14 protein-coding genes are annotated in these 13,706 nt (G+C 42.8%); 8 read left to right on the top strand and 6 right to left on the bottom strand.

Features of this window, described 5'->3' with window-relative positions; genetic code table 11:
* Nucleotide 1: 1 nt before the first annotated feature.
* Nucleotides 2–709: a dipeptidase PepE gene (gene pepE / locus HC175_RS03055; protein ID WP_168137018.1), complete on the bottom strand. Its 708-nt coding sequence runs from the start codon at nt 707–709 to the stop codon at nt 2–4.
* Between the two features lie 210 nt (nt 710–919).
* On the opposite strand from pepE, the gene HC175_RS03050 reads away from it, so the two are divergent.
* The 7 genes from HC175_RS03050 (at nt 920) to HC175_RS03020 (ending at nt 8,194) form a co-directional block, all read left to right on the top strand.
* Nucleotides 920–1,702, top strand: coding sequence for a hypothetical protein (locus tag HC175_RS03050; RefSeq protein WP_168137017.1), 783 nt, complete (start codon nt 920–922; stop codon nt 1,700–1,702).
* A 109-nt stretch (nt 1,703–1,811) separates the two neighbouring features.
* The gene (locus HC175_RS03045; protein ID WP_168137016.1) at nt 1,812–2,507 is read left to right on the top strand and encodes a hypothetical protein; all 696 of its coding nucleotides are present in this window, start codon (nt 1,812–1,814) and stop codon (nt 2,505–2,507) included.
* A 99-nt stretch (nt 2,508–2,606) separates the two neighbouring features.
* On the top strand, nt 2,607–3,449 hold the full coding sequence (locus tag HC175_RS03040; protein ID WP_168137015.1) for a hypothetical protein: 843 nt from the start codon (nt 2,607–2,609) through the stop codon (nt 3,447–3,449).
* Between the two features lie 116 nt (nt 3,450–3,565).
* Nucleotides 3,566–4,066, top strand: a complete 501-nt coding sequence (locus HC175_RS03035) for a DUF6702 family protein (RefSeq protein WP_168137014.1) — start codon at nt 3,566–3,568, stop codon at nt 4,064–4,066.
* A 56-nt stretch (nt 4,067–4,122) separates the two neighbouring features.
* The gene (locus HC175_RS03030; protein WP_168137013.1) at nt 4,123–6,432 is read left to right on the top strand and encodes a M1 family metallopeptidase; all 2,310 of its coding nucleotides are present in this window, start codon (nt 4,123–4,125) and stop codon (nt 6,430–6,432) included.
* A 580-nt stretch (nt 6,433–7,012) separates the two neighbouring features.
* Nucleotides 7,013–7,294, top strand: coding sequence for a Sec-independent protein translocase subunit TatA/TatB (locus tag HC175_RS03025; RefSeq protein WP_168137012.1), 282 nt, complete (start codon nt 7,013–7,015; stop codon nt 7,292–7,294).
* Between the two features lie 258 nt (nt 7,295–7,552).
* Nucleotides 7,553–8,194 (top strand): O-methyltransferase, encoded by a 642-nt coding sequence (locus HC175_RS03020; protein WP_168137011.1) that lies wholly within the window; start codon nt 7,553–7,555, stop codon nt 8,192–8,194.
* 95 nt (nt 8,195–8,289) lie between these two features.
* Here the strand turns inward: HC175_RS03020 and HC175_RS03015 are convergent, their stop codons facing one another.
* From HC175_RS03015 to HC175_RS03005, 3 genes are all read right to left on the bottom strand, one after another.
* Nucleotides 8,290–8,679: an endonuclease domain-containing protein gene (locus HC175_RS03015; RefSeq protein WP_235942504.1), complete on the bottom strand. Its 390-nt coding sequence runs from the start codon at nt 8,677–8,679 to the stop codon at nt 8,290–8,292.
* Between the two features lie 107 nt (nt 8,680–8,786).
* Nucleotides 8,787–9,176 (bottom strand): endonuclease domain-containing protein, encoded by a 390-nt coding sequence (locus tag HC175_RS03010; protein WP_235942503.1) that lies wholly within the window; start codon nt 9,174–9,176, stop codon nt 8,787–8,789.
* A gap of 106 nt (nt 9,177–9,282) precedes the next feature.
* Complete coding sequence (locus HC175_RS03005; protein ID WP_168137010.1) at nt 9,283–9,672, bottom strand: endonuclease domain-containing protein; 390 nt, start codon at nt 9,670–9,672, stop codon at nt 9,283–9,285.
* Nucleotides 9,673–9,823: 151 nt separating this feature from the next.
* On the opposite strand from HC175_RS03005, the gene kynU reads away from it, so the two are divergent.
* A complete protein-coding gene (gene kynU, locus HC175_RS03000) occupies nt 9,824–11,089 on the top strand; it encodes a kynureninase (protein ID WP_168137009.1) in 1,266 nt (421 codons plus the stop codon).
* A 147-nt stretch (nt 11,090–11,236) separates the two neighbouring features.
* Here kynU and HC175_RS02995 read toward each other — a convergent pair whose 3' ends face one another.
* Together HC175_RS02995 and HC175_RS02990 are read right to left on the bottom strand one after the other, a co-directional pair.
* Nucleotides 11,237–11,878, bottom strand: coding sequence for a hypothetical protein (locus HC175_RS02995; protein ID WP_168137008.1), 642 nt, complete (start codon nt 11,876–11,878; stop codon nt 11,237–11,239).
* A gap of 943 nt (nt 11,879–12,821) precedes the next feature.
* Nucleotides 12,822–13,577 carry an SDR family oxidoreductase gene (locus tag HC175_RS02990; RefSeq protein WP_168137007.1) on the bottom strand — a complete coding sequence of 252 codons (756 nt, stop codon included), beginning with the start codon at nt 13,575–13,577 and terminating at the stop codon, nt 12,822–12,824.
* Between the last annotated feature and the right edge of the window lie 129 nt (nt 13,578–13,706).

Genomic DNA, 13,706 nt, shown 5'->3' with positions numbered 1-13,706 from the left:
ATTATGTGAGGTCATTTAGAAGAGTTTCCGGTTCTACTTCATAAGGTTCCTTATCGGCTTCAAAAATGCGCGCCAGGGGCTCTCCTTTTAGCCTTATGTCCTTTCCCTTTACTTCCAGCCAGCTGCCTTCTCTAAGTCCTACAACCGGTGGAGTGTTGAATTGGTGGAATTCCCTGATCCTGGTTTCGCGGGTTTCCCCTTTATGCGTGGAGGTGGGATCTGGGTCGAGATAATGCGGATTAATGTTAAAAGGCACCAAACCTAAAGTATTGAAGGAAGGTGGATAAACAATAGGCATATCATTAGTAGTTTTCATGGTAAGCCCTGCAATGTTGGTCCCGGCGCTGGTACCAAGATAAGGCGTTCCCTCTTCAAGTTTCTCCTTAAGAGGGGTGAGGAGGTTATACCTGTAAAGCTGCTGTACAAGCAGAAAGGTATTGCCGCCGCCGGTAAAAATACCCTCAGCCTCTTCAATTGCTGCTATAGCTGTTTCAGATTGATGTAATCCTTTTACTTGCAACCCTGCATTGGCAAAAGCTTTTTCTGCGAGCTGCGTATATTCGTCATGAGTAATTCCTCCAGGTCTAGCGTAGGGAATAAACAGGATTTCCCTGCAACCTTTAAAGTGGGATTTTAAAACTGGAAGTAAATATTCAAGATATTCCTGGCCGTGAAGGGTGGAAGTGCTGGCAAGGATAAGATTTTTCATAAAGCAGGTTTAGTTGTTCCTGTAAAATTACTAAATCTCTTATTGAAAACCGGGAGGTGCAAATCATAAAAGAAGTTAATTCGGGCGGACATGAAAGTGCAGGTTCGGCGGCTTTTCAGAAGTTTTTGTATCTGTAGATTTAACTAAAGTTTAGTCGGCAATTAGAATTTTTTAAAGAATACATTTTGTTCCTTTAGGAAAAGCCGTGATATGAAAATTTCCCTAAGCCTGATTGTTTTACTTATTTCACTTCCTCTGGTTGCCCAGGAAAGAATGGATATCTCCGGAAAGATCACCCCACCAGTAGGGGGTGATGCCGAAGGAATTTCTGTTGTTAATCGCACGGCAAAGAGTGCAACCATCTCTAATGAAGTAGGGAATTTTCAGATAAAAGTTGCTGCTGGCGACACGCTGCATTTTTCTGCTCTGCAGTTTCAGAATTTCTCGGTGGTTGTTGATGAGGGAGTGATCGAAAACCGACAGCTGAATGTTTTTATTTCGGAAGCCGTCAATGAGTTGCCCGAAGTTGTGGTTACTCCCTATGATCTTTCAGGAAACGTGGAGGTAGATGTAAAGCTGATCCCGGTAGTCGAGACCAATCTTCCGGTAAAAACAGCGGCAGAAATTAATGACTACAATTATACTTTTAGGCCGGATTCCCTGGTTTCTCCTCCCAATGCCGCTATGCGCGAGGGGATGATCTACAGCGGTGCAAATTTTGCGAATATTTTCAGAAATATATTTTCTACACGCAATGTAACCACGACTATAGATAGGCAGGAAGATATTCAGGAGGAAGTTCTTCAGCTTTACGACGATGATTTTTTCAAGGAGCGTCTTAATATTAAGGAGGAGAACATTTATGAGTTCATTCTATTTGCTGAAGACAACGGGCTTAATCCGGCAATGCTTCAGCCAGAGAATGAGATGGATCTTATTGCTTTCCTGGTGGCGCAAAGCCAGAAGTACAAGCAGAGAAAAGCAGGAGAATAATTTATAGCTGAAGCGTTTTCAGAAGGAATTCATCTTCTGAAGAGCGACGGAAATACACCTCTCAAAAAAGGTATTTTCAGGATTCTTTTTTTATTGTAATTGCATGGTTATGAAATCAAAGGTTTTGTTGCTCGCGTGCCTGATGATCTTTGCAGGTTGCGACAGTGATGATGCGGTGCAGGAAGAAATGCAGCTCGATTTCTCATTCAATTTCGCAACGGGAACCGAAGGCTGGATTGGCGGTTTTTCAGATTATCCTGCAGGAGAAGAAGATTTCTATGAACTGGAATTTGAACACAGCCAGCTGCCAGAACCGTTAAACACGCAAGAAGCTGCGCTAAAACTTTCGGGCAACAATCACAGCGATGATCTTTTTATGTATGTCACGAAGCAGATTTCCGGGTTACAGCCAAATAAGGAATATAAAATGAAATTTGAGGTGAATTTTGCTTCAAATGTGGCCGACGGACAGTTTGGAATTGGCGGCAGCCCCGGGGAAAGTGTCTACCTAAAAGCGGGAGGAGCATCGCATGAACCGCAAAACATTGAAGATGAATTCGGCTGGTACAGATTGAATGTGGATAAGGGAAACCAGGCAGAAGGAGGTGATGACATGATGGTCATTGGGAATTTCGCCAATGGCACAGAGGAGAATGTCTATACCCTTAAAACCCTGTATTTTCCCAGTGCTCAAACGGTCATGACCAATGATGCGGGGGAATTATGGCTGTTATTCGGGGTAGATTCAGGATTTGAAGGAACAACAACGATATACATCAACAGTATTAAAATAGCACTTTTTTAAACGAAACTTAAGAGGGTTCAAAGTTAAGGTGAAGAATTTCTCAGCGCAGGTTTTTTGTAGTTGGTAATAATTCCTACAATTTAGCGTTTATTAGCAAAGATGAAGAAGCTTCTCCTCCTCCTCCTTTTATTGTGCTGCAGTACAGGTCATCATGTCTGGTCGCAGGAAAGACTGGATATTACGGGAACTATAATCGTTCCGGTGCAATATAACTCCAGTGGCATTCATGTGTATAACTTTTCCTCCGGAAAGGGCAACGTTTCAGATGCCGGGGGGAATTTTGAGCTGAGGGTAAAGGAAGGCGATTCTGTATATTTTACTGCCCTCCAGTTCAAGGAATTACTGGTTGTCGTAGACGATGAGATCATCCAGAACAGGCGTCTGGTAGTCGAAATATCTGTAGGAATAAATGAACTGCCCGAGGTGGTGGTGCGCTCACACGAGCTTACTGGACGATTGGAAGTAGATGCCGGAAACATTGAAACTGTAGATGTGGAATTGCCAACCATGACTGCCATGTCTATTAATGATTATGAGTGGGAATTCCGACAGGATGGCCAAAGCAGAGTCACAAATTCAGCAATGGGAGGGAGCGGACTGAGCAAAGGCGCGAATCCGCTTGCGATTCTTTCGACAGTAGCGTCTCTCTTGCTGCCGCGTACCAGGAAAAAGCCTCAGCAACAGGAACAGCCAAGAAGTAAGATCGGGTTAATTCAGCTGGAGAGAAAGATAAGAGCGCGGTATTCAGATGAATTCTTCCTGGAGCAGTTTAAAATTACCCCTCCAAAAATAGCAGATTTTATTGCCTTTTTAGAAGAGCAGAATTTTTCGGAAGCACTGCTGAATAAAGAGAGGGAAATGGATCTCCTGCAAATGATGTTTGTTCAAAGTGAGAAATTCTTGAAACTTCAGAAGGAAAATTCAACCGAAGAAGGGCTCTGAACTTCAGAAATAATTTCAGAAATTAAACCTTCTCCTGCTCCTGCAGTCTTATAACAGGAGGCTATGGAACGGTCTTTGCTTAGAAAGGTTACCTTCGGGTCCTATTTTACAATTCCATGAAAAGAACATTGCTTTTATTTTTACTGCTGCCATTGCTTTCTTTTGGTCTGGCTCATAAATTCTACGTAAGTGCGACAGATATAGCTTATAACGAAAAACAACGAAGCCTGCAGATCATTTCCCATGTCTTTACAGATGATATTGAAGATTTACTAAAAACCCGGTATAACAAAGAACTCTACCTGGTGAAAGAAGGAGAACATCCGGCTGCAGATGAATTTCTGAAAAAATATTTTTTTGATAAGCTCCAGATTTCGGTAAATGGAAAAGAAAGAAAACTCACATACCTCGGAAAGGAATATGATAAAGACCAGCTTTTGGTCTACATAGAGGTGGAAGACGTGGAAGCCATCAAAAACATAAGTGTCAAAAATGCTGTTTTGACAGATATTTTTCCGGAGCAGAAAAACGTGATAAAGGTGGAGTATGGTGGCAAGATCAAGAGTCTGCTGCTTATGCGAGAGGAACTTGAAGGAACATTAAAATTCGGAAATTAAAATTGTTTTACTTCAGAATTAAATTATTTTTAGCAACCTAAACTTAAATTTTATATATGAGATCTATGAGAACTGCCCTTGCAGCTTTTTGTCTTTTGTTTTCTGCCGGCGTATTTGCGCAGGAGGCAGAACAACAAACTGAACAAAGGCAAGCTGGACACATCAACGAAAACAAATTCCGGCAAATGTACCAGGAGTTTTCTACGCCCAACCAGTATAGAACTGGAAGTGGAGCCCCGGGCCCGGCTTATTACCAGAACGAAGCCGATTACAAGATGGACATCGAACTTGATGACAAAACCCAGAAATTAACAGGACGGGAAACCATTACTTATCACAATAATTCTCCAGATGTACTGGAATACCTGTGGGTGCAGCTTGATCAAAATATCAGGTCAAAAGAATCTGTAGCCAAATTAAAGGATGGAAACGGCATTGCACCGGTGGCACAACCGGGAAGTTTTGTTTCAGAATATATGGAGGAATCCTTCGACGGCGGCTTCAACATTACAGAAGTTAGCGCTAACGGAAAGCCTTTAAAAACAATGATCAACCAGACCATGATGAGAGTGGACCTTCCGCAGCCTTTAAAGGCAGGGGAAAAATTCACTTTTGATATCGCATGGTGGTACAATGTCAATAATCACGTTACAGATCGTGCCCGTTCTGGATATGAGCATTTTCCTGCCGATGGGAATAACGCTTATGTGATTGCGCAGTTCTTTCCAAGAATGGCGGTTTATAATGATGTTGAAGGCTGGCAGAACTACCAGTTTTGGGGTAACGGAGAGTTCGCACTTCCTTTTGGAGATTACGAGGTAAACATTACTGTGCCTGCAGATCATATACTTGATGGAACAGGAGAGCTTCAAAACAGAAAAGAAGTTTTTACAAAGGAAATGATGCGTCGTTACGAGCAGGCGAAAAAGTCTTATGACAAGCCGGTAATGATCGTGACCCAGGAAGAAGCAGAAGCGGCTGAAAAAGGTTTTTCAGAGAAAAAGAAGACCTGGAAACTAAAAGCTGAAATGGTTAGAGATTTTGCATTTGCCACTTCCAGGAAATTTATCTGGGACATGATGGCTGTAGATCTTGGTGAAAAAGATGTGATGGCTGTATCTCTTTATCCAAAAGAGGGGAACCCGCTTTGGGAAGATTTTTCTACTAAGGTAGTAGCTCATACGCTTAAGTCATATTCAGATCATACCTTCACTTATCCTTATCACAAATCTATTTCGGTTCATGCCAAGAACCAGGGAATGGAATATCCAATGATCTCCTGGAACTATGGCCGTCCAAATGAAGATGGAACCTACAGTGACCGTGTGAAGTACGGAATGATGAGTGTGATCATTCATGAGGTTGGACATAACTTCTTTCCTATGATCGTGAATTCAGATGAGCGTCAATGGGGCTGGATGGATGAAGGTCTTGATACCTTTATGCAGTATGTGGCAGAGCAGGAGTATGGTGAAAAATATCCCGATGACATTGCTCCACATACAAAATATCCTTCCAGACGAGGTGAGCCTTCAAAAATTGTGGATTATATGAAAGGTGATCAAAAGTTCATTGCACCTATTATGTCAAATCCTGAGAATGTTTACCAGTTAGGTAACAACGCTTATGGCAAGCCAGCAACGGCACTTAATATTTTAAGAGAGACCGTGATGGGGAAAGAGCTATTTGATTATGCTTTTAAAACTTATGCCCAGAGATGGATGTTCAAACATCCTACGCCAGAAGATTTCTTCAGAACGATGGAAGATGCTTCGGCTGTTGACCTGGATTGGTTCTGGAGAGGCTGGTTCTATACTACAGACAATGTGGATATAGGCGTTGAAGAGGTGAAGAAATATTACGTGACAGATAAGCCTACCAAAGAGGGAACTGAGCTGCTGAAGCGATATGGAGTAGAAGATCCTTCATCAATGGATGTTCTTTATGTTGTGGAAGAAGGTGGAGAGGAGTATGACCCGAATATGAAAGGTAAAACTCCTGCTGAAAACGCTCCAACTCTTAACGAGTATTTAATGGATAATTTCACACCAGAACAAAGAGCAAACCTGAAGATGCCGAAATATTTTTATCAGGTGACATTCAATAAACCCGGCGGACTTGTAATGCCTGTAATTGTGGAGTACACCTATGCCGATGGTACTTCGGAAAAGGTAACTTATCCAGTACAGATATGGAGAAAGAATGATGACAGAGTAAGTCGTGCGATCGCTACAGATAAGGAGATCACAAAGATCGTTGTAGATCCAGACCTTGAAACTGCCGATGTGGATACCAGCAATAACTCGTGGCCACAGGCTGCTGAAGCAGATAAGTTTCAGGAATTCAAAGAAAGAACACAAGGGTAAGACCTTGGCGGCCTACGGCGGGTTCGTCTCCGGACCACCCCGTCATGCTACCGCCTGCCACCCCTCCTTTAAAAAAGGAGGGGAGCTGGTTGAGGGTCAAAACACCTGAAGGTGTTTTTTCCTCCCTTTGGGAGGAGGCCTTGACATAGAAATAACATTTAAAAACCCTCCCCGCCGGAGGGTTTTTTGTGTTCATCCTCCCCCGGTCCCTCCGGAGGTGGGGAGTTGGATCTGTCTTGGCTCCAGGTTTTATTAGCGTAATGATCTTTAGTCTTTTTTTGATTAATATATTTAACCTTTTTGGGCATTCAACCTGCCAAAAGCAGTGGTGCCACAGGCACCAGATGAGTTCCCCTCCTTATTAAGGAGGGGTGGCTGCCAAAGGCAGACGGGGTGGTCCGGAGGCAAATCCCTCCGCAGGAGGTGCGTAGCTGTCGCAAACCCGTCTTGGTTCCAGGTTCTAACAGCGCAGCGGTCTTGCCTGTTCCTAAAAACCTTCTTGAAAAGAAGGGGCGCAGCCAAGACAGAATTAACAAGCCCCCTTTTCTTCTGAATAGAAATCTGAGTATATTTGCAGACTATGCAAACACTCCCACTTTTTATCAGCGGTGCTGAGGTAGCTTTTATCATGTTCATCCTGGTGATGGTCTTTGGTGCCGATAAAATTCCGGAGATCGCGAGAGGTCTGGGGAAAGGGATGCGCAGCATCAAAAATGCCACTAATGACATTAAATCTGAAGTGATGCGCAGCGCCGAGAAACATGGGATTGACACCTCCATTGGGGATGATCTGAAAAAAGAAGCCGATAAGGTGAAAGAGGAGATCGAGGAGCTAACGGGATCGGTGAAACGACGTTTTTAGCCATTGGCTCTTAGCTTTTGGCCTTTGGCTACTGAATCTTCAAAGAAAAAGTTATTCGCAGTATTTAAATGCACTATAACCATATATAAGGCTTCTTAAATTTCACAAACTTTTTCGTTTTACCCCTCAGCCAATCCCGAAGAATCGGGAGGAGCCGAAAAAGTATTTGTCATAATTAAGAATTGTGCCAACAGCTAATGGCCAATAGCCAATGGCTTTATATCTTCGCACTTCTAACTTCTAAAATCATACTTCCACATGCATTTCCTGCCACAAAAGATCGACGACTATGTCGTAGCCCACTCCGCTCAAGAACCAGAGCTTTTGCAGCAACTTAATCGGGAAACTAATCAGAAGGTGCTTCAGCCCAGAATGCTCAGTGGACATTATCAGGGAAGGCTACTAAGCATGCTTTCAAAGCTCATCAACCCACAGAATATATTAGAAATAGGCACCTATACGGGGTACTCTGCACTTTGTTTGGCTGAAGGAATGCAGCCGGATGGAATTCTTCACACAATCGACATCAACGAGGAATTACTGGACCTTCAAAAAAGGTATTTTGAAGCCTCTCTTTGGAAAGATCGAATCGTACCTCACCTGGGTGATGCCACTGAGATCATTCCCTCTCTAAAAGAGGATTTTGACCTGGTATTTATTGATGCCGATAAGCCGAATTATCCTGTTTATTTCCAACAGATCATGGAAAAGCTGCGCCCAAGGGGAGTCATCTTATCTGATAATGTGCTCTGGAGCGGAAAAGTAGTGGAACCTGTGAAAGAAGATGACGAATCTACCAAAGCCCTTCTTGAATACAACCGCCTCTTAGCTGAAGATGAGAGGTTGGAGACGGTGATGTTGCCGGTGAGGGATGGGTTGACTATTTCAAGGAGGAAATAGTTAATCCATCCCTTACAAATTCCAGGCACCAAATTCCAGGATTGAATAAACCTTTTTCCGGATTGCCCCAACCCTAAAGGGAGCCGGAAAAAGTTTTAGGTATTTATCTTTTCAGAAAGAATTTCTAATACTGTTTCCATTTCTTGGATGATCTGCTGATTTGTGAAGCGAATTACTTTTAATTCTTGAAAATGAAGTAGTTCTGTGCGTAATTGATCTTTTATTTGCTGCTCTGCACTTTCGTGATATCCTCCATCCACTTCAATTACTAATTTCAGTTGATGTGAGTAAAAATCAGCAATGAAATGATGTATTGGATGTTGCCTCCTGAAATGATATTTTTTGAAAGGATCACAAATTAATTTTTCCCACAGAAGTTTTTCTGCCTCTGTCGGATTGTTGCGAAGATGCTCTGCCCGCTTAAAAATCTCAGATCGGGCACCTTTCCACATACTATTATCATGATATGGATTATCTTTTTTCAATGTGATAAATTTAGAAAAACTAATTCTCACCCTTTAGGGAGGGGGCAAAAGAATTAGTTTTTCTTTTTCCGGATTGCCCCAACCCTAAAGGGGAGCCGGAAAAAGTTTTAGGTATTTATCTTTTCAGAAAGAATTTCTAATACCGTTTCCATTTCTTGGATGATCTGCTGATTTGTGAAGCGAATTACTTTTAATTCTTGAAAATGAAGTAGTTCTGTGCGTAATTGATCTTTTATTTGCTGCTCTGCACTTTCGTGGTATCCTCCATCCACTTCAATGACTAATTTCAGTTGATGTGAGTAAAAATCAGCAATGAAATTATGGATGGGATGTTGCCGCCTGAAGTGGAATTTTTTAAAAGGACCACTATTTAATTTTTCCCACAGAAGTTTTTCTGCCTCTGTCGGATTGTTGCGAAGATGCTCTGCCCGCTTAAAAATCTCAGATCGGGCACCTTTCCACATACTATTATCATGATATGGATTATCTTTTTTCAATGTGATAAATTTAGAAAAACTATTTCTCACCCTTTAGGGAGGGGCAAAAGAATTAGTTTTTCTTTTTCCGTTTGGCCCCAACCCTAAAGGGGAGCCGGAAAAAGTTTTAGGTATTTATCTTTTCAGAAAGAATTTCTAATACCGTTTCCATTTCTTGGATGATCTGCTGATTTGTGAAGCGAATTACTTTTAATTCTTGAAAATGAAGTAGTTCTGTGTGTAATTGATCTTTTATTTGCTGCTCTGCACTTTCGTGGTATCCTCCATCCACTTCAATGACTAATTTCAGTTGATGTGAGTAAAAATCAGCAATGAAATTATGGATGGGATGTTGCCGCCTGAAGTGGAATTTTTTAAAAGGATCACAAATTAATTTTTCCCACAGAAGTTTTTCTGCCTCTGTCGGATTGTTGCGAAGATGCTCTGCCCGCTTAAAAATCTCAGATCGGGCACCTTTCCACATACTATTATCATGATATGGATTATCTTTTTTCAATGTGATAAATTTAGAAAAACTAATTCTCACCCTTTAGGGAGGGGCAAAAGAATTAGTTTTTCTTTTTCCGTTTGGCCCCAGCCCTAAAGGGAGCCGGAAAAAGCATTATCTATCCCTCCAAAAAATGTATTTTTGAACCAAATCTTCAGAAATGAATTTCAAAAATACCAAGGAATACGCACAAAACCTCGATCAACAAGACGCTCTAAAAGATTATAGAAACAAATTCCACTTCCCAAAAGTCAATGGCAAGGAGGTGATCTACTTCACCGGGAATTCTCTTGGCTTGCAGCCAAAGAACGCGAAGAAATATGTCGATGAGATCATGAGCGACTGGGCGGAGCTGGCGGTGGAAGGACATTTTCAGGCGGAGAAACCCTGGTGGGATTATCATGAAAGATTTGCTAAGAAACTTGCACCTGTAGTTGGAGCTAAACCTTCGGAAGTAACTGTGATGAATACGCTAACGGTGAATCTGCATTTATTGATGGTGTCTTTTTACCGGCCTACGCAGCAGCGCTTTAAGATCATTATGGAAGAAAAGGCATTTCCCAGTGATCAATATATGGTTGCGAGTCAGGTGAGGTTCCATGGATTAGATCCGGAGGAGACTATTGTTGAGGTGAAGAAACGGGAGGGAGAACATCATTTCCGGAAAGAGGATATTCTGGCGAAAATAAACGAAATAGGAGAGGAGTGTGCATTGGTGCTTATGGGCGGAGTGAATTACTATAATGGGCAGGTGTTGGATATGGAAACCATTACCAGGGCCGGAAAAGAAGTCGGTGCTTTTGTGGGTTGGGATCTCGCACACGCGGCGGGAAACGTGGAGCTGAAGCTGCACGACTGGAATGTGGATTTTGCTGCCTGGTGCAGTTATAAGTATATGAATTCAGGTCCGGGGAATGCTTCCGGATGTTTTGTGCATGAGCAGTATCACGGAAAAAAAGATATCCCGAGGTTTGAAGGTTGGTGGGGACATAATAAAGAGAGGCGGTTTTTAATGGAACCCGAATTCCAACCTGAGCCTAATGCACATGCCTGGCAGGTGAGCAATGCGCCTGTACTTGCCCTGGCGCCTTACCTGGCTTCGTTGGAATACTTTGAGGAAGTAGGCATGGACAGGTTGATCGCCAAGCGCGACAAGATCGTGGCCTATCTTGAATTCATCCTGCAGGAAGTTGCAGAGGAAGTCGGAAGGGATTTCGAGATCATCACTCCAAAAGAACGTGGCACTCAGCTATCAGTTTTCCTCCACGGCCAGGGAAAAGACCTGTTCCATTACCTCATGAAAAACGGAGTAATTACCGACTGGCGGGAACCGAATGTAATTAGGTTAGCACCGGCAGCGTTCTATTGTTCTTTTGAAGATATGTATGAATTTGGACAAGTGTTGAAGAGGTATTTTAGTAATTAGAAGAAACATAATTTTTAATTTAACTCTTTAGAAGTTGCTTCAAGCAAAAAAGTTGTGGAATTTTAGAAGGAGCAAGCTGAGGCAACATGGGGTAAGAAATCGTTAATCCCCTTAAGACGACATAAGAAAAATATTGCTCCTTCACCCTTATTTAACACTAACATCGGTAAAGAACAACTCAAAGCTCCCCTCTGCATTTTTATGCATTTTAGCAATGGCTATTCCTTTATAGGTTTCATATTCTTCCCAGGTGGTGGCGAAGGGTTTTTCTCTGCTCCCACCCGATAAATATACCCACTCCCTTATCATGTGGTCATCTTTGAAGTAGATCTCATACATATCTCCCGGAGTATATCCGGCACCGTCGGGATAAGTGACGGTAATGCGCTGCATTTGTTCCCCGCTGATAGGCGCTGTAGCCTGTTCGGAATGCTCCCATTCCATCTCATCCCACACCAGGTGAAAAGGGAAGAGCAGCCAGTATTGGTCATTGATGAACCGCTGATCTGTCTTTTCATTTGCTGCGGCTTCTGTTTTGTGATTGTAGGTCACGGTACTGTCGGGAGTAGTGAGAGTTACCTCATCTGTTTTGCGATTCCAGGTCCAGGCTCTGCTGGTTCTCAAAGTGTCATTAACTTTGACGTTGAAGGTGTAACGGAGTTCCTCGACATCTTCGAAATTTTCAAAGCCGTTGGCTTCGGCAATTTGCTGGATTATAGTTTGTTCTTGTTCTTTTTGGGTGCAGGAAGTGATAATAAGGAGAATGAAGAGGAGAGTAATTTTTTTCATAGTTAACTATAGTTGATATTGGATAAAGATAAGGAATGTGTAATCAATTCTTATATTTCAGGGTTTTAGCTAAAACTTCAGTTCTTGATTCTATTCTTCTTTTTTCCATTGATGAAAAAAAAAGCAAAAAAATCTAGGCTTACGAAAAGTTGCCTAAATTTTTTGTTCAGCAGCTAAATTTTAGGAACCCGCCAGAGAATTTCTGATACGACATGTAATCCTTTTTGGCTCAAACAGCCTAAAATTTTGCGCTGCTTTCACTTCAAATTTTACGTCAACTTTTCGTAGGCCGGTTAGAAGTTCCTTTCAAATCTTGGTGAAATAAATAAGTATAATCCGGGGAGACTTGAAAATCAGGCTTATCTGATGCTTTTTCCATCTCCTCCCGATCCTTCGAGATAGGGTAAGGTGTAAAACAGGAAAAGGCGAATCAAAGAACCTGATGGCGTGGATTTGCAATCCGTGAAAAGTATAACACCTTAAACCAAAGATCAAACTAATGGCTACTATAAATCACTGCCCACTACTTTCCCGGGTCCTCCCGATCCTTCGGGATAGGGTAAGGGGTAAAACAGGAAAAGGCGAAGCGAACTTTCTCACCCCGTCCTGCGGCCATCCTGAAACAAGTTCAGGACAAGCTCCCTCCTGGGGAGGGGATATTTCAAAGGATGATTGGTGAAAACCAGATCAATCTGTAACATAAGCAAACGGAACTTGTCGAGCTCGAGTGGACTTCTTTTCCCGGCTCCCTTTAGGGGAGGGGTAAAACGGGAAAAGGCGAAGCGAACTTCCTCATCCTGCCTATTGCATCCTTCTAAAGGAGAGGACTTCAAAACCGGCAACCCGCAACCCGCAACAGAACAACCTCGCTACAGGTTCAACCTGCAACTTGAAACGACCTTAAACCTTAAACCTTGAACTTTAAACCTTGAACAGCCGCAGGCTAGAGCGCTTTCACACTCATTCCGCCATCAGCAATAATATTTTGTCCGGTGATAAAGGAGGAGTTGTCCATAGCCAAAAATGCGATTATTGAGGCTATTTCTTCAGGCTCTGCAATGCGATTTAGCGGAGTGCGGCGCAGAATCATTTCTTTACGTTCCCCCTCCAGCAGCGAATCTGTAAGAGGTGTGCGGGTATACCAGGGAGAAACGGCATTAACTCGAATGTTATCACGTGCCCATTCTACTGCCAAACTGCGGGTTTGCTGCAGGAGTCCCGCTTTTGCCATGGCATATGGCGTACCCGTGCCAACGTCCTGCATCGCAGCAGCCGACGCTACATTAATGATCTTTCCGTTGCCCGACTGCTTCAGGAAGGGATAGAGTTCCTTTGCTAAGAGAAAAGGTGCAATCAGGTTGGTCTCCAGTACCTCCCTGTGTTCCTCTTCCGAAATTTCTGTAGCCTTTTTCCTGATATTGATTCCGGCGTTGTTGACCACAATAGTGACCGCTTTCCAGTTATTTTCAGCCCAGCTAAAAACTTTTCGTCGATCCTCGGCCTTGGTTACATCGGCAACTATGCCTTTTACTGAATGTCCGGCTGCGGTGAATTCATCTTCAACCTTCAGAATATCATCGGCATTGCGGCCTGTGTAGAGTACCTCTGCCCCCAGTTTTAAAAATTCTGACACCGTGGCGCGGCCAATGCCTTTAGATCCGCCGGTAATTACTGCTGTTTGTCCTTTTAAGTTCCACATAATTTTGTTATTGGTTAATTGGTTAATTAGTTAATTGGGGATTGGTAAACTGGTACTTGGCTAATTTTTAAAGCACCACCCGATGGCGCGGATTTGTAATCCGTGACGAGATGTTAGGCCACTTCCGGC

It is taken from the genome of Salinimicrobium oceani (assembly GCF_012037645.1).
The sequence above is the reverse complement of the archived record's forward strand: the minus strand, read 5'-3'. Positions and strand labels throughout refer to the sequence as shown.